Source organism: Gluconacetobacter asukensis, from assembly GCF_014174375.1.
Lineage (GTDB): Bacteria > Pseudomonadota > Alphaproteobacteria > Acetobacterales > Acetobacteraceae > Gluconacetobacter > Gluconacetobacter asukensis.
Map to the genome: position 1 here is coordinate 149,615 of NZ_JABEQE010000001.1, position 18,623 is coordinate 168,237.

The 18,623-nt window shown below is 68.4% G+C and carries 16 protein-coding genes; 11 read left to right on the plus strand and 5 right to left on the minus strand.

The genetic code is table 11. The features are described 5' to 3' along the window. Nucleotides 1-395 precede the first annotated feature (395 nt). The 4 genes from lpxC to ligA all read left to right on the plus strand — a co-directional run bounded on the left by lpxC (nucleotide 396) and on the right by ligA (nucleotide 6,339). Nucleotides 396-1,376: a UDP-3-O-acyl-N-acetylglucosamine deacetylase gene (lpxC, locus tag HLH35_RS00670; RefSeq protein WP_182977319.1), complete on the plus strand. Its 981-nt coding sequence runs from the start codon at nucleotides 396-398 to the stop codon at nucleotides 1,374-1,376. A 109-nt stretch (nucleotides 1,377-1,485) separates the two neighbouring features. Further along, complete coding sequence (locus HLH35_RS00675; RefSeq protein ID WP_182977320.1) at nucleotides 1,486-2,460, plus strand: outer membrane protein assembly factor BamD; 975 nt, start codon at nucleotides 1,486-1,488, stop codon at nucleotides 2,458-2,460. Between the two features lie 40 nt (nucleotides 2,461-2,500). Then, a complete protein-coding gene (recN, locus tag HLH35_RS00680; RefSeq protein ID WP_182977321.1) occupies nucleotides 2,501-4,207 on the plus strand; it encodes a DNA repair protein RecN in 1,707 nt (568 codons plus the stop codon). 8 nt (nucleotides 4,208-4,215) lie between these two features. Continuing rightward, complete coding sequence (gene ligA, locus HLH35_RS00685; RefSeq protein ID WP_182977322.1) at nucleotides 4,216-6,339, plus strand: NAD-dependent DNA ligase LigA; 2,124 nt, start codon at nucleotides 4,216-4,218, stop codon at nucleotides 6,337-6,339. A gap of 21 nt (nucleotides 6,340-6,360) precedes the next feature. Here the strand turns inward: ligA and HLH35_RS00690 are convergent, their stop codons facing one another. Together HLH35_RS00690 and HLH35_RS00695 are read right to left on the minus strand one after the other, a co-directional pair. After that, complete coding sequence (locus HLH35_RS00690) at nucleotides 6,361-7,242, minus strand: alpha/beta hydrolase (protein ID WP_182977323.1); 882 nt, start codon at nucleotides 7,240-7,242, stop codon at nucleotides 6,361-6,363. Nucleotides 7,243-7,265: 23 nt separating this feature from the next. After that, nucleotides 7,266-8,873: a GH39 family glycosyl hydrolase gene (locus HLH35_RS00695; RefSeq protein WP_182977324.1), complete on the minus strand. Its 1,608-nt coding sequence runs from the start codon at nucleotides 8,871-8,873 to the stop codon at nucleotides 7,266-7,268. 252 nt (nucleotides 8,874-9,125) lie between these two features. On the opposite strand from HLH35_RS00695, the gene HLH35_RS00700 reads away from it, so the two are divergent. Beyond that, complete coding sequence (locus HLH35_RS00700; RefSeq protein WP_182977325.1) at nucleotides 9,126-10,472, plus strand: hemolysin family protein; 1,347 nt, start codon at nucleotides 9,126-9,128, stop codon at nucleotides 10,470-10,472. Here the strand turns inward: HLH35_RS00700 and HLH35_RS00705 are convergent. From HLH35_RS00705 to HLH35_RS00715, 3 genes are read right to left on the minus strand one after another with little or no spacing between them, the layout of a single operon-like run. Then, nucleotides 10,463-11,089: a glutathione S-transferase family protein gene (locus HLH35_RS00705; RefSeq protein ID WP_182977326.1), complete on the minus strand. Its 627-nt coding sequence runs from the start codon at nucleotides 11,087-11,089 to the stop codon at nucleotides 10,463-10,465. The two genes, HLH35_RS00700 and HLH35_RS00705, sit on opposite strands and share 10 nt — an antisense overlap. Next, on the minus strand, nucleotides 11,086-11,754 hold the full coding sequence (locus tag HLH35_RS00710; protein ID WP_182977327.1) for a Rieske (2Fe-2S) protein: 669 nt from the start codon (nucleotides 11,752-11,754) through the stop codon (nucleotides 11,086-11,088). The genes HLH35_RS00705 and HLH35_RS00710 overlap by 4 nt, the downstream gene beginning before the upstream one ends. Beyond that, entirely contained in the window at nucleotides 11,751-12,026 is a 276-nt protein-coding gene (locus tag HLH35_RS00715; RefSeq protein WP_182977328.1) for a hypothetical protein, read from the minus strand. The genes HLH35_RS00710 and HLH35_RS00715 overlap by 4 nt, the downstream gene beginning before the upstream one ends. 87 nt (nucleotides 12,027-12,113) lie before the next feature. Between HLH35_RS00715 and pncA the strand changes: the two genes are divergently transcribed. The 6 genes from pncA (at nucleotide 12,114) to HLH35_RS00745 (ending at nucleotide 18,621) form a co-directional block, all read left to right on the plus strand. Next, entirely contained in the window at nucleotides 12,114-12,716 is a 603-nt protein-coding gene (gene pncA / locus HLH35_RS00720; protein WP_182977329.1) for a bifunctional nicotinamidase/pyrazinamidase, read from the plus strand. A 107-nt stretch (nucleotides 12,717-12,823) separates the two neighbouring features. Next, complete coding sequence (locus HLH35_RS00725) at nucleotides 12,824-13,948, plus strand: BMP family ABC transporter substrate-binding protein (RefSeq protein WP_182977330.1); 1,125 nt, start codon at nucleotides 12,824-12,826, stop codon at nucleotides 13,946-13,948. Beyond that, nucleotides 13,941-15,548 (plus strand): ABC transporter ATP-binding protein, encoded by a 1,608-nt coding sequence (locus HLH35_RS00730; RefSeq protein ID WP_182977331.1) that lies wholly within the window; start codon nucleotides 13,941-13,943, stop codon nucleotides 15,546-15,548. The genes HLH35_RS00725 and HLH35_RS00730 overlap by 8 nt, the downstream gene beginning before the upstream one ends. Continuing rightward, nucleotides 15,548-16,630 (plus strand): ABC transporter permease, encoded by a 1,083-nt coding sequence (locus tag HLH35_RS00735; protein ID WP_182977332.1) that lies wholly within the window; start codon nucleotides 15,548-15,550, stop codon nucleotides 16,628-16,630. Before HLH35_RS00730 ends, HLH35_RS00735 begins: the two co-directional genes overlap by 1 nt. Then, nucleotides 16,627-17,565 (plus strand): ABC transporter permease, encoded by a 939-nt coding sequence (locus HLH35_RS00740; protein WP_182977333.1) that lies wholly within the window; start codon nucleotides 16,627-16,629, stop codon nucleotides 17,563-17,565. The genes HLH35_RS00735 and HLH35_RS00740 overlap by 4 nt, the downstream gene beginning before the upstream one ends. A gap of 177 nt (nucleotides 17,566-17,742) precedes the next feature. Continuing rightward, nucleotides 17,743-18,621: an aromatic ring-hydroxylating oxygenase subunit alpha gene (locus tag HLH35_RS00745; RefSeq protein ID WP_182977334.1), complete on the plus strand. Its 879-nt coding sequence runs from the start codon at nucleotides 17,743-17,745 to the stop codon at nucleotides 18,619-18,621. The last annotated feature ends 2 nt before the right edge of the window (nucleotides 18,622-18,623 follow it).

The following is an 18,623-nucleotide window of genomic DNA, read 5'->3' on the forward strand; positions in this document are numbered from 1 at the left end:
CGTCAGGGAAGCTCAGGCTGGTGGCGATCCGGCGCGCGTTCCCTGCGCTTCGGTGCTCTCGGCCATCAAGGCCGCTCCGCTCCGATGCTCGGAAACACACGCTGGGCGTGCCGCTGCGCGGCACTCTCGCTCGCCAGCCCACATTTCCGAGCAGGGTCTCCTTTTTCCGGGCCCGGCCTTCCGGTGCGTGTTATCAGGCGCGCTTCGGGAAGTTCCCCTGAAACAAACTTTGTGTCTTTATTTTGTCCTTATGTTTCAGTCTGTTAAGTCGTAATAGTCGGCAATAAACAGTGACTCGCACTCCCGCTTTCGGGTCATTACAGATCATGCTGTTCGTGCTGTCGGTTCTGTAACGGCCAGGCAAGAAGCAACGGTAACAACCGCGAGGGACTGTAATGGACGGTATGCTGACGATGTCGGGGCAGGATTCCTCATCCATCGGCGACACCGTTTCCGCCCGTCCCCTCCCCACGCGCATCGCCCGCCAGCAGACGCTGCGCCAGAGCATTTCCTGCGTCGGGGTCGGCCTGCATACGGGCCTGCGGATCAGGCTGGCGCTCCATCCGGCCGCCGAGAATACCGGAATCGTCTTCCGCCGGACCGATCTCGACGGCCTTACCATCCCCGGCCGTTTCGATCATGTCGTTGATACGCGGCTTTCCACCGTCATCGGCGATCCCGCGAATCCCGCCCTGCGGGTCGCGACCATCGAGCATCTGATGGCCGCGCTCTCGGCCACCGGAATCGACAATGTGCTGATCGACGTCGACGGGCCGGAACTGCCGGTGCTGGACGGTTCGGCGGCCGATTTCGTCTTCCTGCTGGATTGCGCCGGCGTGGCCGAACAGGCCGCTACCCGCGCTGCGATCGACATCCTGCGCCCCGTCCGCGTGACGGATGGCGACGCCTTCGCCGAACTGCGCCCGGCGCGCGAGCCCGGCCTGGCCCTGACCATGTCCATCGCCTTCCCCGCCGCCGCGATCGGCGAACAGAGCTTCACCACCCGGCTGGACCGCCAGAGCTTCCGCGACCAGATCGCCAATTGCCGTACATTCACCCTGCGGCAGGAAATCGAGGCCCTCCACGCCGCCGGCCTGGCGCGCGGAGGGTCGCTGGACAATGCCATCGTGGTCGACGGCGCCACCATCCTCAATCCGTCCGGCCTGCGCCGCCCCGACGAATTCGTGCGCCACAAGATCCTCGACGCGGTGGGTGACCTGTATCTGACCGGCCGTGCGATCAACGGCGTGTTCACCGGCCACAAATCGGGCCACGCGCTGAACAACCGTCTGCTGCGCACCCTGCTTGCCGACGCGGACGCCTGGCGGCCGCAAGGCCGCGCGCCGCGCACCCAACCTCTCCGCGCGGCGGCCTGACCGCACGCCCGACCGACCAAATTCAGGCCGGATCGCATTGAAAACGACGCCATGGCCTTCACCCCGGCCCGCCGCATGATATAAGGCAGACCGAACTGGAAGAGCCGGCATGTCCCTGCGCAGCATTCGAAACCATTCCGCTGACCGTTCGGCCGGCCGTCGTGCCGCCCGATACGCCTCGATCGCCGTCATTCTGTCGCTCGCAGCCTGCAGCGGCGACAAGAAGACGATCAACGACCTGGAATCGCATGTGCCTCCGGTCGATACGCTCTACAATAACGGCATCGACGCCCTGCGCGACCAGCGCTACGCCCTGTCGGCGGCGGAATTCGAGGTCCTGCAACAGAACTATCCCTATTCCGCCTATGTCGCGAACGCGCAGTTGATGGCGGGCTACGCCTACTACCTGCAGGATAAATATCCCGACGCGGTGCAGCAGCTCGACCGCTTCCTGGAACTGCACCCGACCAGCCCCGACGCCGCCTACGCCTTCTATCTGCGCGCGCTCTGCTATTACGAGCAGGTCGCCGAGGTCCAGCGCGACCAGCAGGGCACGATCGAGGCGATGAACGCGCTGGAAGAGGTCATCACCCGCTTCCCGCAATCGCCCTACGCGCGTGACGCCCAGCTCAAGGTCGATCTGTGCCGCGACCATCTGGCCGGCAAGGAAATGCTGGTCGGCCGCTATTACGAGCAGCAGCGCGCCTATCATTCCGCGGTCAACCGCTACCAGCGCGTGGTGCAGGATTTCCAGACGACCAACCACGTGCCGGAAGCCCTGGAACGGCTGGTCGAGGTCTATCTGGACCTGGGCCTGACCGACCAGGCCCGCCGCACCGCATCCGTGCTGTCCTACAATTATCCCGGCAGCAAATGGTACCGCTACGCCTACGACACGCTGCGCAGCAAGCACCTGCTGTCCGCCAGCACCCCGGTGCCGGGCCTGGTCACGGACAACGCCCCCGCCAGATCGGCTGACGCGGCCGACACGGCCAAGCCGCTGGCCAAGGCCCCGCCGCCGCCGTCCCAGGCCACGCATGCCCAGCGCGGCTTCTTCTCGCGCGTATGGCATTCCGTCTTCTGACGGGCGTGGAGCCCCTCCTTCCGCCATCCGGGGCAACCCGATGCTGACCCATCTGTCGATCCGCGACGTCGTCCTGATCGAACGGCTGGACCTGCCGTTCTCCCCCGGCCTCACCGTGCTGACGGGCGAGACCGGGGCCGGCAAGTCGATCCTGCTCGACAGTCTGGGCCTGACCCTGGGCGAACGCGCCAGTGCCGGCCTGGTGCGGGCCGGCGCCGAGCAGGCCAGCGTCACCGCCTGTTTCGACCTGCTGCCCGACCACCCGCTGCCCACCCTGCTGGCCGAACAGGGAATCGTCATCGACGACCCGCGCGAACCGCTGGTCCTGCGCCGGATCGTCACCGTGGACGGGCGGTCGCGCGCCTATATCAACGATCAGCCGGTGGGGGTGAGCCTGCTGCGCCGGGCAGCATCCCTGCTGGTCGAAATCCAGGGCCAGCACGAACAGATGGGCCTGGCCGACCAGGGCACCCATCTCGACCTCCTCGATTCCTTCGGCGTGGCACCCGCCCTGCGGGCCGACACCGCCACCGCCTATCGCGCCTGGATGGCGGCCACGGCCGAACTCGCCGCCGCCCGCGCCACGATGGAAAACGCGGCGCGCGAGGAGGAATGGCTGCGCCAGTCGGTCGAAGACCTGTCCACCCTCGCCCCGCAGGAGGATGAGGAAACGCATCTCGCCGGCATACGCCAGAGCCTGCAACAGGGCGAACGGCGCGGCGAGGCCATCGCCGCCGCCCTGGCGGAACTCTCGCCGCGCGACCGCCGCTCGTCCGGCCCCGCCGCCGCCCTGCGCGGCGCCAGCCGCACCCTGCAACGCCTGCTCCCCACGGCCGGCGACACCCCGACCGAAGGCGCCGACCGCCTGGCGCACGAGGCCCTGGCCGCCCTGGAACGCGCCGAAGAGGCACTGGGCGAGGCCGAAACCCTGCTCTCCCGCCTGGCCGCCGAAGCCGATTCCGACCCCCGCCTGCTGGAACAGACCGAGGAACGGCTGTTCGCGCTGCGCGCGGCCGCGCGCAAGCACGGCGTCTCGGTGCCGGAATTGCCGGGCCTGCTGGCGGCACTCAGCGACCGGCTGGCGGCGCTGGATTCGGGCAATATCCGCATCGGCGCGCTGGAGACCATGGTCCGCGAACGCCGCGCCCGGTTCGAGGACGCCGCCGGCCTGCTGTCGGCCGCGCGCGAAAAGACCGCCCGCCGGCTGGAATCCGCCGTCACGGCCGAGCTCAAGCCCCTGCGGCTGGAACGCGCCCGCTTCTTCGTCACCCTGCCGTCCCTGCCGCCCGAGGCATGGAACGCGCGGGGCCGCGAGCAGGCGGCCTTCCAGATCGCCGCCAATCCCGGCCAGCCGCCCGGCCCGCTGGCCAAGGTCGCCTCGGGCGGCGAATTGTCGCGCCTGATGCTGGCCTTGAAGGTCGTGCTGGCCGGCCGCTCCGCCGTGCCGACCCTGGTGTTCGACGAGGTCGATTCCGGCGTCGGCGGCGCGACCGCCTCGGCCATCGGCGAGCGCCTGTCCCGCGTGGGGCAGGATGTCCAGGTCCTGGTCGTCACCCACAGCCCGCAGGTCGCGGCACGCGGCAACGCCCATCTGCGCATCAGCAAATCGGTGGCCAAGGGCCGAACCGAAACGCGGGCCGAACCGTTATCGACCGAACAGCGGCGCGAGGAAATCGCCCGCATGCTGGCCGGCGACACCATCACCGAGGCCGCGCGGGCGGCGGCCGACAGCCTTCTGCAAGGGTAATTGCCCCCATGTCCCCCGCACCCGGTGCCGACACCCCCGATCCCGCCACGATCGACCCCACAGACCTGACCGAAGCCCAGGCCACTACCGAACTGGAGCGTCTGGCTCACCAGATCCGCACGCTGGACCGCGCCTATTACGAAAACGACGCCCCCGCCGTCACCGACGCCGAATATGACGCGCTGCGCCGCCGCAACCTGGCGATCGAGGCCCGCTTTCCCGCCCTGCGCCGCGCCGACAGCCCCTCGCTGCATGTCGGCGGCACGGCCGCCCCCACCTTCACCCGGCACCGCCACCTGGTGCCGATGCTGTCGCTGGACAATGCGTTCGACCGCGAGGAATTCGAATCCTTCGTGACCCGCGCAGCCCGTTTCCTGGGCCTGGACGAGGACAAAACCCGCGCCCTGCGCTTCGTCGCCGAACCCAAGATCGACGGTCTGTCGATCAGCCTCACCTACGAACACGGCCGCTTCGTGCGCGGCACCACCCGCGGCGACGGCACCGAGGGCGAGGACGTCACCGCCAACCTCCGCACGCTGCACGACCTCCCGCAGCACCTCAAAGGCCACGCCCCGGCCCTGATCGAAATCCGGGGCGAGGTCTTCCTCTCCAAACCCGCCTTCCTGGCCATCAACGCGGCCCAGGCCAGCGCCGGCCAGAAACTGTTCGCCAACCCCCGCAACGCGGCGGCCGGCTCCCTGCGCCAGCTCGACCCGTCGATCACCGCCCGCCGGCCGCTGTCGCTGTTCGCCTACGCGCAGGGCTTTTCGTCGGAGCACGTGGCCGATACCCACGCCCATTATCTCGACCGGCTCCGCGACTGGGGCTTCACGGTCAACCCGCTGTCAAAGATCGTCGAAAGCGCCACCGCAGCCGAATCCTTCATGGACGACATCGCGCGCGAACGCTCGGGCCTCGAATACGATATCGACGGCGTCGTCTATAAAATCGACGATCTCGCCTTGCAGGATCGCCTGGGCTTCGTCGGCCGCGCCCCCCGCTGGGCCATCGCCTGGAAATTCCCCGCTGAGCAGGCCATCACGCGCCTCACCCGCATCGACATCCAGGTCGGCCGCACCGGCGCGCTGACCCCGGTGGCGATCCTGGAGCCCGTCAATGTCGGCGGCGTCATCGTCACCCGCGCAACGCTGCACAATGAAGACGAAATCCAGCGCAAGGATGTCCGCGAAGGCGACCTGGTGCAGATCCAGCGCGCGGGCGACGTCATCCCGCAGATCCTGGGCGTGGTGCCACGCAAGGAAGGCGACCCGCCGCGCAAGGAGCCCTTCGCCTTCCCCCACACCTGCCCGATCTGCCACGCCCATGCCGAACGCCCGCCGGGCGAGGTCGTCTGGCGCTGCACCGGCGGCCTGACCTGCCCCGCGCAGGTAGTGGAACGGCTGATCCATTTCGTCTCGCGCGACGCCTTCGACATCGAGGGCCTGGGCGAACGCACGATCACCGAATTCCACACGGACGGCCTGCTGAAAACCCCCGCCGACATCTTCCGTCTTCCGAATCATGAAGAACAGATCGCCAAACGCGAAGGCTGGGGCGAACTCTCCGCCCGCAACCTCACGGCCGCGATCCGCGCCCGCCAGACCATCCCGCTGGCCCGCTTCATCTACGCGCTGGGCATCCGGCGCATCGGCTCCAGCAACGCCCGCCTGCTGGCCCGCCACTACGGATCGTACACCAACTGGCGCGAACAGATGCTGGCCGCCACCACCATCGGCTCCGACGCACGGCTGGCCCTGGGCTCGATCACCGGCATCGGCACCGCCATCGCCGACGAACTCGCCGCCTTCTTCCTGGAAGCCCACAACCTCACCACCCTCGACGACCTCACGGCGATGCTGACGACGATCGAGGACGAGGAACCCCAGACCGAAGGCACCCTGTCCGGCAAGACCATCGTCTTCACCGGCACGCTGACCACCATGACCCGCCCCGAAGCCAAGGCGATAGCCGAACGCCTCGGCGCCCGCGTCACCGACAGCGTCTCCAAAAAGACCGACCTGGTCGTCCTGGGCACCGACGCCGGCTCCAAAGCCCGCAAAGCCGCCGAACTCGGCCTCGACACACTGGACGAACCCGGCTGGCGCGAACTCGCGGGCCTGCCGGAAGCGTAAGTCGGCGTCCTCAACCCGGACTCAACGCTGGAACTGCTCCAGCCACGTCACCAGCCGCCCCGCCAGGGCAATCCGGGCATCGGAAAAACTATGGTCGGTCTCGACCATCTCGGCCTCCAGATGCCGGGCACCGGCCTTCCGCGCTGCCCGGGCCGCCGCCTCCGCCATCGTCCCGATACCCCGCGTCGCCCCAATCAACGCCAGCGGCCGCCCGGCCAGCGCCGGCATCGCGGCGACCAGATCCAGCGACCGGCCGGCATGCGCCGTCTCCGCCATGATCGCCTCCTCGCTGGTGCCCACCAGCGGCGGCATGTCGCCCCGCACTTCGCCCAGCAGAAACGCCTCGCGCTTCTTCGGATCGACAAAACCACGCCCGATCGCCGCGAAATCGGCCGGATCGATCAGGAACGTTCCGATCACACGCGGATCGTCCGCGCCAACCCGCGCCGCCACCATGCCCCCCATACTGTGACCCGCCACCGCAATCCGGGACGGATCGATCCCGAACCGCGCGATCACGTCGGGTTGACGCAGATATGCCAGCGCAGTCGCCCCATCCTGCAGGCAGTTGGCGAATGAAAAGCGCCCCGGACTCCCCCAAGACCCGCGATAATGGAACGTCAGCACATTCCACCCCGCCCGCCGCGCAGCCTGCGCCAGATCGAGATTCTGTTCGTTGCCGGGAAATCCATGCAGCAGCAGAAGCGTCGGATGCGGCCCCGCACCCGCCGCGCGATACATCACCGCATTCAACGCCCCATCCGGCGCAGGAATGACGAACGCGGCCATCGCCGCCGGATGCAGCCGATCAGCAGGCGGATCGGCAATCACGGCCACCGGCGGCGGCGCGGCCAGCACAGCGGCAGGCAGAGTGAGAAAAAGCGGAAAAAGAAAATATCGCATCAACACGATCCTGTCTTACAGCATCATTTCGGCTGGGCCGGCACCAGCAGCAACGCCAGACTCTCAGGCGCCAGCCTGACATCACACTGGCGCGCACGCCTGCAATCCACCGCCGGGCTCGGCGCAGGCAAACGCGCAGCCGCAATCAACGCATCCGCCTGCTGTCGGGTCGGCGAGACGGGCCGCCCCATGGCCTCGAACAATGCGGCCGGCGTGCCATGATTCCGATCGATCACGATCACCGTCGCCCCTTCGACGGACGCCAGCCCCCTGAACGCCAGATGCGCATCCCGCGCCCTGTCGGCATCCCGGTTCCACAGCGCGACCGCAATCACGCCATCCTCCCGGCGCGTCGCAAGCACATCGCCATCGCCCGATCCGGCCGGCAACCGCCGGTTCCCCAGACGATGCAGCAACGCAAAGGCATTGAACGCCGGCTTGGGAATGCCATGGGTGGTCAGCAACCCATAGGCACCCGGCAGCTCATTGGCGACCACCCCCTGTTCCTCGAAATCGTCTGAAAACGTCCAGTAGGACATGATCGGCGCCAGCCCGTCACAATCATGCACCGTCTGCGCAATCCACGGCGCGATCCACGGACGATCCGCACTGCCATTATGAATATCCCAATCCGCGCCGAATTCGGTGATGTAGAGCGGCAGATCCGGATGCCCCGAACGGTCGATCGCCCGACGCGCCGTCCGCGTCGCATCGCATACCGTATTGCCCGTATTCGCAGGCGATTTCGGCAATCGCAGCAGATCCGGCGGATCATTCGCATAGATATGCGTGGAGACGAAATCGACCGGCACATGCTCCCGCATGACGTGATCGACAAAATCCCCAACCCAGTGAATGGCACCCGTCGCAGGCCCACCGACCCGCAAGGCCGGATCGACCGCCTTGATGGTGCGGGCGGTATTGTCATAAAGCGCGAAATACGTCGCCATTTTCGGCTGCGCCACCCAGGTCGCCTGATCGGGCTCGTTCCACACCTCGAAGGGCCATTGCCGGACTTCCTCGGCGCCATAACGCTGTTCCAGATGCGCGACGAAGGCACGGATCAGCGCATTCCAGTCCGCCATATGCGCAGGAAACGTCACATTGGCCCGATACCACAGTGTCCCGCCGCTATAATCGGTGATCGGCTTTGCCTGTTCGTCCGCCTTCCAGTGAACCAGCGGCTCCAGCCCCCCATCGCGGCGCAGCACGTCGCTGCCAATGGCGCTGGGCATGAACGAAAGCTCGACCAGCGGCCGGATATGATGCGCCAGAAGCCCGTCATACACGGCATCGACCTTGCGGAAATTATAATGCATGTGGCCGTCCGCATCCGGCGCCATGATGCCCATCGTATCGTCGAAGATGCCGTGGAACCGCACATAGCGGAACCCGGTCGCCTCCCGCGTCCGATCCGCGTTCCGCAGATAACTCTCCGTCAGCGCCATGTCGGCGCGATCCGAACCGAACGCCTGCTCCCAACTGTGCCGGAACGGCGTCCCGCTCCCGGTGGCATCGATCTCTATGGCGGGCACAGCCTCATCGGACCAGGCCGGGACCGGCCACGACGCGCCACCCGCCAGAAGAGCGATCACCGCCGAACAGGCCCGAACAATCCGAAATCCAGCCACCCTTTTCATAAACGCAAACGCTCCTGGTTGAGGAAGCGGGACAGCATCGCAATCGACACGCACTTGTCAAACCCGTGATGTCCCGCCCCCTATGAACCCCCACCCTCCATCCGGCTGGCCGAAAGAGGCGCGGATGCGCTAGGCTGCTGATCTCATGACCCATCCCGCCCAGGGGCACCCGGCCCCCACCCGCCATCCCGCCGCGTTCCCGGCACCCTGCTCCGGCCTCGCCGCACGGGCGGAGGCACGGCCATGATGCTGCTGGCCGGGCTGGTCGCGGTCGTGGTCCTGATCGGGTTCAGCATCCTGATCGCCCTGTCCGAAATCTCGTTCGCGGCGGCGCGCGAGGTGCGGCTGCGCACCCGGGCCGAGGCCGGCGACAGCCGGGCGGTGAACTTCCTGCGCCTGCGCCGCAACAGCGGGCAGGTGGTGACGGTACTGCAGATCTGCCTCAATGCCGTAGGCGTGCTGGGCGGCGTCATCAGCAGCGACATGGTCACCCCGCCGCTGGCCGACATCCTGCACCGCGCCGGGCTGGAAGAGGGTCTGGCCGGGCACGTCGCCTCCACCGCGTCGTTCATCCTGATCACGGGCCTGTTCGTGCTGTTCGCCGACCTGCTGCCCAAGCGCATCGCCATGAACGCGCCCGACCGCGTGGCGCTGAGCATCGGCTGGTTCCCCGCCATCGCGCTGAAGGTGCTGTACCCGTTCGTCTGGATCTTCTCCAAGATGTCGGACGTCATCCTGCGCGCGCTGAAAATCCCCGCCGCCTCGGCCGTCGAACCGGTGACGCCGGAAGACCTCCGCGCCATCCTGGCCGCCGGCACCGCCTCGGGCGTCCTGCTGGAGCAGGAACACCAGATGATCCAGAACGTCCTGGGCCTGCAGGACCGTTCCGTGACCTCGGCCATGACCCCGCGCGACGAGATCGTGTTCCTCGACATGCAGGAAAGTGCCGAAAGCCAGCGCGACAAGGTGCGGGCCAAGCCCTATTCCCGCTACCCGCTCTGCAATGGCGGGCTGGACAACGTCATCGGCTCGATCCGCGCCGAAGACGTGCTGGCCGCCGTGGTGGAAAAGCCCGAGGATGTCGACCCCACGGCCACCATCCTGCCGGTGGCCAAGCAGATCTCCCGCATGCGGCGCGACGTGCTGTCCCTGCCCGACACGCTCAATCTGTGGGACACGCTGGCCCAGTTCGACACCCACGGCGCGGGCTTCGCCCTGATCGTCAACGAATACGGGCTGGTGGTCGGCCTGATCACCTTCAAGGACATCATGGGCGCGCTGATGGACGGGCTCGCCAACCCGTTCGAGGAACAGGCCATCGTCCGCCGCGACGAGAATTCGTGGCTGATCGACGGCGCCGCCCCGATCGGCGACGTCATCCGCGAACTCGGCGTGCCGGACCTGCCCGACAGCCACAATTTCGATACGATCGGCGGCTTCGTCATGCACCGGCTGCGCCGCATGGCGCGCAAGGCCGACAAGGTCGAAGCCGCCAATTTCCTGTTCGAGGTCGTGGACGTCGAGGGCTTCCGCATCAACCAGCTCCTGGTCACGCGCCGCCCCCGCCGCCCGGACGCCGATCAGCCGTAATCGGGAATGCCGGGCATGGTGACAAAACCCGGCAGCCCCCGCACCGCCCGCACCCAGCGCCGCAACGCGGGATAGGCGGAATATTCCTCCCCCCAATCCCGACACAGCGCGGCGGCGGGAAACAGGGCGATATCCGCCACCGTCGGCCCATCGCCCACAAACCACGTACCGCCCTCCAGCCGCCGATGGGCCAGATGGTCCTCCATGATCCGCAACGCCCCCACAGCCGCCCGCCGGCGGGCGGATTGCTCATCCCCCACTCCGCCAAACAGACAGGCCCGCCGCATCAGCAGCGTCGCCCGCAACGGCCCACCGGCAAACTGCAACCAGTGCGCCACCCGCGCAAACGCCGCGCGCGCCTCAGGCAGCCACTCCGGCCGCCCATGCGCCAGCGCCAGCAACGCGCCACCGGCCCCACAGACCATTTGCCCGTCGATCCGCAGCACCGGCAGCAACCCGGCCGGCGAAACAGCACGAAAACCCGGACTATCCTGTTCGCCACCAGGCACGACATCGACCGCGACCCGACGCGCCTCCAACCCCAGCAGCGACAGGAACAGCCGCACCCGATAGCAATCCTCGTCCAGCTCGTCGTCGTGCAGCACCAGTTCACTCATGCCACGACCCCCGCCAGAAAAACCTGCCCGGCCCGTTCCTCCGCCCGCGCCCGCACATCCTGTCCCCAATCGGCCAGATCATGCAGCCGCTCTACCCCGGCAGACGCCGCCGCCAGCAGATGCAGCATGCACGCCCCCTCACGCACCGGCAGCAGCGCCGCCAGCACCCGGCCTTCCACATCCCGATCCAGCACGGCGGCCCTATGCCCGTCCGGCACCCCGACCGCACGCGCCACATCCTGCCACGGGGCCTCGATCCGCAGCGAGCGCACCGGCACCCACGCCACCGCATCCACCTCCGGCAAGGGCCCGTCCTCCTCAACAGAAGCCCAGACCAGCCCATGACATTCCGCAACACGCAAAGGCGCGGCCCGGATCGTCCCCGGCGGCGACAGGTCGGGATGCGCCGGAATATGCACGCACCGCCCATCCGCCCCGAAGCGCCAGCCATGATACAGGCAGGCCAGCGCCCCCTCCCGCACAAAGCCCAGGCTCAGCCGCATGCCGCGATGCGGGCACCGGTCGTCCCACACATGCGCCTGCCCCTCCCGGTCCCGCCTGACCGCAAGGTCACGCCCCAGCACGGTACTGCCGGCCACCGTACCCGGCTCCAGATCCGCCGACAGCATCAGCGGATACCATCCGCCCTCCCGCGTCCCACTCATTCCCTCTCCCCCTGAACCCCGTCCTCACCGGGCACGGGCAGGCAGCGCACCACCGGCACCACACACCCCGCCGGCCCCAGACTGCACGCCATCTCGAACGCGCCCACCAGCGGCTCCGGCCCCGCAACCTCGAACACCACCCGCACCGGCCCGGCCTCCACCACCACGCACTCCAGCGCCATCAGCGCGGCACGCTCACGGGCGAGGCACAGAATGGCCTCCACCGCCGTGCATCCCTCCAGTTCCAGGCGCATCCGCTCCCACCGGCTCATGCCCGCCTCCTGCCCCGAATCCCCGATAGCCCGGCCATTCGAAACGTGCCATCCCTGTTCCGAAACCGTACCGAACGGAGAGCTTCCATGATCCACGTCACATCCCATGATGCGCTGCTGGTCATCGATCTCCAGAACGATTTCCTGCCCGGCGGCGCCCTGGCCGTGCCGGACGGCGACGCGGTCATTCCGGTCATCAACCATCTGACCCTCCTGCCCTTCGGCCAGCAGGCGGCCAGCCAGGACTGGCATCCGCACGCCCATGTCTCCTTCGCCAGCACCCACGGGCGCAAAGCCACGCCCGATCACTGGCCCGACCATTGCGTGGCAGGGACCCACGGCGCCGAACTGGCAGCCACGCTGCACCAGGCACGGATCGGCATGGTGATCCGCAAGGGCCGCGACCCGGATGTCGACAGCTATTCCGCCTTCATGGACAACGACCGCGCCACCCGGACGGGGCTGGATTCCTGGCTGAAGGGGCTGGACATCAACCGCGTCTTCATCACCGGGCTGGCGCTGGATTATTGCGTGCGCTTCACCGCCATCGACGCGAAGGCCCTTGGTTTCGAGACGATCGTGGTCGAAGATGCATGCCGCGCGGTCGGCTCCGACCCGCAGGCCACATGGCAGATCCTGGCGCAACACGGCATCGCACGTGCCCACGCCGCCGATCTGGCCGGCCTGTAGTTACGGGGCACGGCCCGTTTCCGGGGGGAACAACCCGGCGCCGGGTGGGACCGGCCCGGGCGATCATCGAGGGGGGAATGCGGAACCATGACCATTCCAGGTCAGGTATGACCACGCACGCGCCGACCAGGCGGCTGCTCACATCACGACGACACATGCTGGGACTAGCCGCCGGAGCCGCCGGCAGCGGGCTGCTCCGACCACCCGCCCTGCGGGCACAGCCACGGACATTGCTCCCGGTGGCCGAGGCCGACGCGCTGATCGCCTTCGGCCATACCAGCCCGGTCACCGACGGCGGCTGGACAATGGCGCACGACCAGGGCGTGCAGGCGGTGCGGCGGGCCTTTCCGCGCCTGCGCACGGTCTATGTCGAAAGCGTGCCCTACTCGGCCGACGCCACGCGCATCTTCCGCCAGTTCGTGGCCGAAGGCGCGCAGATGGTCATCGCGACGTCGAATTATGGCGATTTCATCCGCGACGTCTCCGACCGCGCGCCAGAGGTCGCGTTCATGGAATGCGACGGCCACGCCGTCAGCGGCAATCTGGGCTGGTATTACATCACCCACTGGTACGCCAGCTACGTCATCGGCATCGCCGCCGGGCTGATGACACGCACCAACAAGATCGGCTTCGTCGGCTCCTTTCCCATCCCGTCCGTCTATGCGGGCGCCAACGCCGTGCTGCTGGGCGCCCGCTCGGTCAACCCGGCCGTCACCCTGCAGGCCATCTCGATCAACGCCTGGTTCGATCCGCAGGCCGCCACCCAGGCCGGCAGCGCGCTGGCCGATAATGGCTGCGACTTCCTGTGCGGCATCATGGACGAGCCCGCCTATCTGCGCGTGGCCGAACAGCGCGGCATCAAGGCCGCGATGTGGAACACCGACATGCGCCAGTACGGGCCGGAAGCCTATGTCAGCTCCGTCACGCTGGATTTCCGCGATTACTATGTCGAACAGGTCCGCGCCCGCCTGGCCGGCACCTGGCAGCCCCAGGGCCGCTTCCTCACCCTCGGCCACGGCGTGGACCGCGACCCGTGGGGCCGCACCGTCCCCCCCGAAGTCGCGGCCCAGGCCGACGCAATGCGCACACGCATCATGGCAGGCTACAACCCGTTCCAGGGCCCGATCCACGACGCCGCCGGCCGCCTCCGCGTGCCCCAGGGCCAGGCGATGGACGACGCGCTGATCTATCAATGGGACTGGGCTGTGGCGGGAGTGACCGGCCTTGACTGACCTGCGCCACACCCAGCCCGACGCCCCGCCCCCGGTCGCGCCCGGCACGCCGCCGATCCTGCAATTGCAGGGAATCTGCAAATACTTCCCCGGCGTGATCGCCAACCAGGATGTCAGCCTCGACATCGCACCGGGCGAGATCCACGCCCTGCTGGGCGAAAACGGCGCCGGCAAGTCCACGCTGATGAACGTGGTCACCGGCATCTACCAGCCCGACGGCGGCGAGATCATCCTCGACGGCTACGGCCAGAGCTTCGCCGCCCCGCAGGACGCGATCCGTGCGGGCATCGGCATGGTCCACCAGCATTTCAAGCTGGTCCCCGCCTTCACGGTGGCCGAGAACATCCATCTCGGCTGGCGCGAAACCCCGTTCCGCGCCTCGGCGAAAACACTGGAAGCCCGCACCCGCGCCCTGTCGGACCGGTTCGGCTTTTCCGTCCGCCCCGACGCCATCGTGGCCGACCTGTCGGCGGGCGAGCAGCAGCGGGTGGAAATCCTGCGCGTGCTGGCACGCCAGGCCCGGCTGCTGATCCTCGACGAACCCACGGCGGTGCTGACCCCGGCCGAAACGCGCGACCTGTTCCGCGCCCTGCGCGCCTTCCGCGCCCAAGGCAACGCCGTGATCCTGATCAGCCACAAGCTGGACGAGGTCATCGACATCTCAGACCGCATCAGCATCCTGCGCGCGGGCCGCAATGTCGGCACCTACCGCACGGCCGACTGCACCGCCGCCGGCCTCGCCACCATCATGGTCGGGCGCGAGATCGTCCGCCGCGACCTGCGCGCCCGCACTCCCGGCGCCGCCCCCATTGCCACCACCCCGGTCCTGAGCCTGCGCGGCGCCACCTGCCGCGATCCACGCGGCGTGGAAACCCTGCGCGACGTCACGCTGAACCTGCATGGCGGCGAAATCCTCGGCATCGCCGGCGTCGCCGGCAACGGACAGCGCGAACTCACCCAGGTCCTCACCGGCATGATGCCCCTCTCGGCGGGTAACATCCTGCTCGACGGCACCCAAGCCCCGCTGGCCGACCCGGCGGCCTTCGCCCGCGCCGGCATCGGCCACATCCCCGAAGACCGGCTGCGCAGCGGCCTGGCACCATCGCTCGACATCACCGACAATATGGCCCTGCGCGAATATGACCGCCCGCCGATCGGCCGCCACGGCCTGTACGACCGCAGCGCCGCCGGCCGCCTGGCCCAAACGATCGTCGAGGCCGCCGAAGTCCGCGTGCCCGACCTCGCCACCCCCATCCGCAACCTGTCCGGCGGCAACCAGCAGCGGCTGGTGGCACGACGCGAAATCCGCATCGCCAGCCGAGTGCTGGTCGCAGCCTACCCCAGCCGGGGCCTGGATATCGGTGCCATCGCCACCGTGCTCCGCTACCTGACCGAACTGCGCGACCAGGGCGTGGCGGTGGTCCTGGTATCCGAGGATCTGGAGGAACTGCTGAACGTCGCCGACCGCATCGGCGTCCTGTTCCACGGCCGGCTGATGGCCACGATCGACGCCGCAACGGCCGATATGGAAACGATCGGCCTGCTGATGGGCGGCCGCCCGGCACCCAGCGGCTCGGCTCACAGCGGAGGACAAGCCTGATGGCCGGCACGCTGCAACGCCAACCCACCGTCACCCCGGCCCGCCGGCTGGGCTGGCGCGCGGGCGCCGTCGTCACCGCCCTGGCGATCACCACCCTGTTCCTCGCTTTGTCGGGCCGCGACCCGCGCCTATTGGCCGATCTGGTAGTGCGCTCCACCGTGGGCTCGCGCTTCGGGCTGGAAGATCTCGCGCTATTCCTCACCCCCCTGCTGCTGACCGGCGCGGCCGTCACCGTCACCGGGCGGATCGGCGTATGGAATATCGGCGCCGAGGGCCAGTTCTACGCCGGCGCCATCGGCGCCACCGCCGTCGGCCTGTTCCTGCCCGGCCCGTCCTGGCTGGTGCTGCCGCTGATGGCCGCCAGCGGCATCGCCTGCGGCATGGGCTGGATCCTAGTCCCCGCCCTGGCCCGCGCCTATGCCGGCGTCAACGAGATCATCACCACCCTGCTGCTCAATTTCGTCGCCGGGCTTCTGACCACCTATCTGGCGGTCGGCCCTTGGCACGACCGCGTCACCGGCGCGCTGGCCTCGACCGGCCGCCTGCCGGTGCGCATCCCCGAAATCTGGGGCGTGGTCCATTGGGGTTTCCCCATCGCGCTGGCCATCGTGCTGGCCCTCGCGTGGCTGACCACCCGCACGCGCTGGGGCTACCAGATCACCATCGGCGGCGCGAACGAGCAGGCGGCCCGTTATGCCGGCATCCCGGTCCGCGCCCGCATCCTGGGCGTGATGCTGCTCTCCGGCGGGCTGGCAGCCCTGGCGGGCATGTTCGAGGTCGCGGGCACGGTGCACCGACTGCAAGGCGGCCTTGCCAATAATTTCGGCTATTTCGGCATCGTGGTCGCAGTGCTGGCGCGCGGATCGTGCCTCAACGTGCTGCCCGCCGCCCTGCTGATGGCCTTCATCCTCAATGCCGGCATCGTGCTGCAAACCCAGCAACTGACAAGCTCCGCCGTGCTGGCCATCACCGGACTGGTCCTGTTCATGATCGCCATCGCCGACGAACTCGCCCATTACCGCCCGGTGACCGTCCGTCCCACCACCACCCGCCCTGCCACCGGCGCGGAGGCCCGGCCATGATCGACCTGCTGACCGGCATGCTCTCCACCGCCGTCCTTGCCGGCGGCGTGCTCGCCCTGGCCGCACTGGGCGAGGTCCTGGCCGAACGCGTCGGCGTCACCAATCTCGGCGTCGAAGGGCTGATGTCGATGGGCGCGGTGGTCGCCATCATCACCGTGGTCGCCACCCCCAACCCGTGGCTGGGCCTGCTGGCGGCCACGCTCGCCGGCGCCGCAGGCGGCATGGTCTTCGCCTTCGCCACCGTCATCGTCCGCGCCAACCAGGTCCTGTGCGGGCTGGCCGTCACCTTCCTCGGCCTCGGCCTGTCCGCCAGTATCGGCCATGATTACGCAGGCGTGCCCTCGCCCGCCACCTTCGGCCGCGTGCCCGTCCCCGGCCTGTCGTCCCTGCCGGTCATCGGCCCTGCCTTCTTCGGCCAGAACCTGCCGGTCTATCTCATCTACCTGGTCCTGCCAGCGATGGCGCACTGGGTGATGTTCCACACCCGCCACGGTCTGGCGATGCGCGCGGTGGGCGAAAACCCGGCGGCGGCCGACGCGGCGGGCCTGCCGGTCACCGCCTTGCGCTTCTGGTACGTCACGCTGGGCGCCGGCCTGGCCGGCGCCGCCGGCGGCTACCTCACGCTCACCTACGTCCCCGTCTGGTCCGAGGGGCTGGTGGCCGGAAGAGGCTGGATCGCCCTGGCCCTGGTCATCTTCGCCGGCTACCGGCCCTTCGGCGCCACCCTGTCGGGCCTGCTGTTCGGGCTGATCACCGCGCTCTCCTTCGTCGGCCAGGCCCGCAACTGGCCGATCGCCCCCGCCTTCCTGAACATGCTGCCCTATCTGGGCACGATCGCGTTCATCATCGTGCCGGTGGTCGTCTGGCACCGCATGCGCCGCATCATGGCCGCCCCGGCGGCGCTCGGCGTGCCATATCATCGCGACGTCCGATGAGAGGCCGGCAGAAAAAGGCCGCTGCCGGCAATCCGACGCGCGTTTTCTGCGCTTCGCGGCGGGCGGCCATCAAGGCCGCTCCGCTGCGATGCTCAAAAACACACGCCGGACGCGGCCCGTACCGGGCCGCTCTTGCTCGGCATCAACCTTTTTCTGCCAGCCTCTAAGGAGCACCCAATGACTCCGACCCATCGCGTGGACCCCACCGACCGCGCCGTGCTCGATGCCTGGCACGCGGTCGGCTTCCTCGAAACACTGGCGGCAGGCCCCACCCATACGCGCCTGCTCGGCGTCGGCCTGACGATCCAGCGCACCGCCGACGGCACGGTGCAGATCCGGGCCGAAGGGCACGACACCCCCCTACCCGTCGCAGAACGGTATGGCTGCCTGTGGACCAGCCTCGGCACGCCCCCCGCCACGCCACTCGCCATCCCGGAAGCCGACGAGCCCGATCGCCGGCTGGTCTGCTGCGGCTCGATCGACGTCCACGCCTCCGGCCTGCGCGTGATCGAGAACTTCCTCGACATGGCGCATTTCCCCTTCGTCCACACCAACATCCTGGGCGCCGAACCGCAGACCGAAGTCCTGCGCTACCACACGGAATGGCGGCGCGACGTGGACGAGGTCTGGGCCACCGACTGCCGCTTCCACCAGCCGCAGGCCGCTCTCTCGGCAGCAGGAGGGCAGGACACGGGCTATATCTACCGCGTCGCCTCGCCCTTCGTGACCCTGCTCTACAAGACCTGCCCCAACGACGCGCTACGCCCCGACGTCATCGCCCTGTTCGTCCAGCCGACGGAACCCGAGCGATGCCGCGCCCACCCCGTCATGTTCCTGATCGACGAACTCTCGGCCCAGGCTGACCTGATCCAGTTCCAGCAGAAGATCTTCCTGCAGGACCGCATCATTCTCGAAAACCAGCGCCCCCGCCTGCTCCCGCTGGACGCCCGCGCCGAAATCCCCACCCGCGCCGACTCCCTCTCGGTCACCTATCGCCGCTGGCTGAAGGAAAAACAGGTCCAATACGGCGCCACCCAAACCCTGCCCACCTCCTGAGA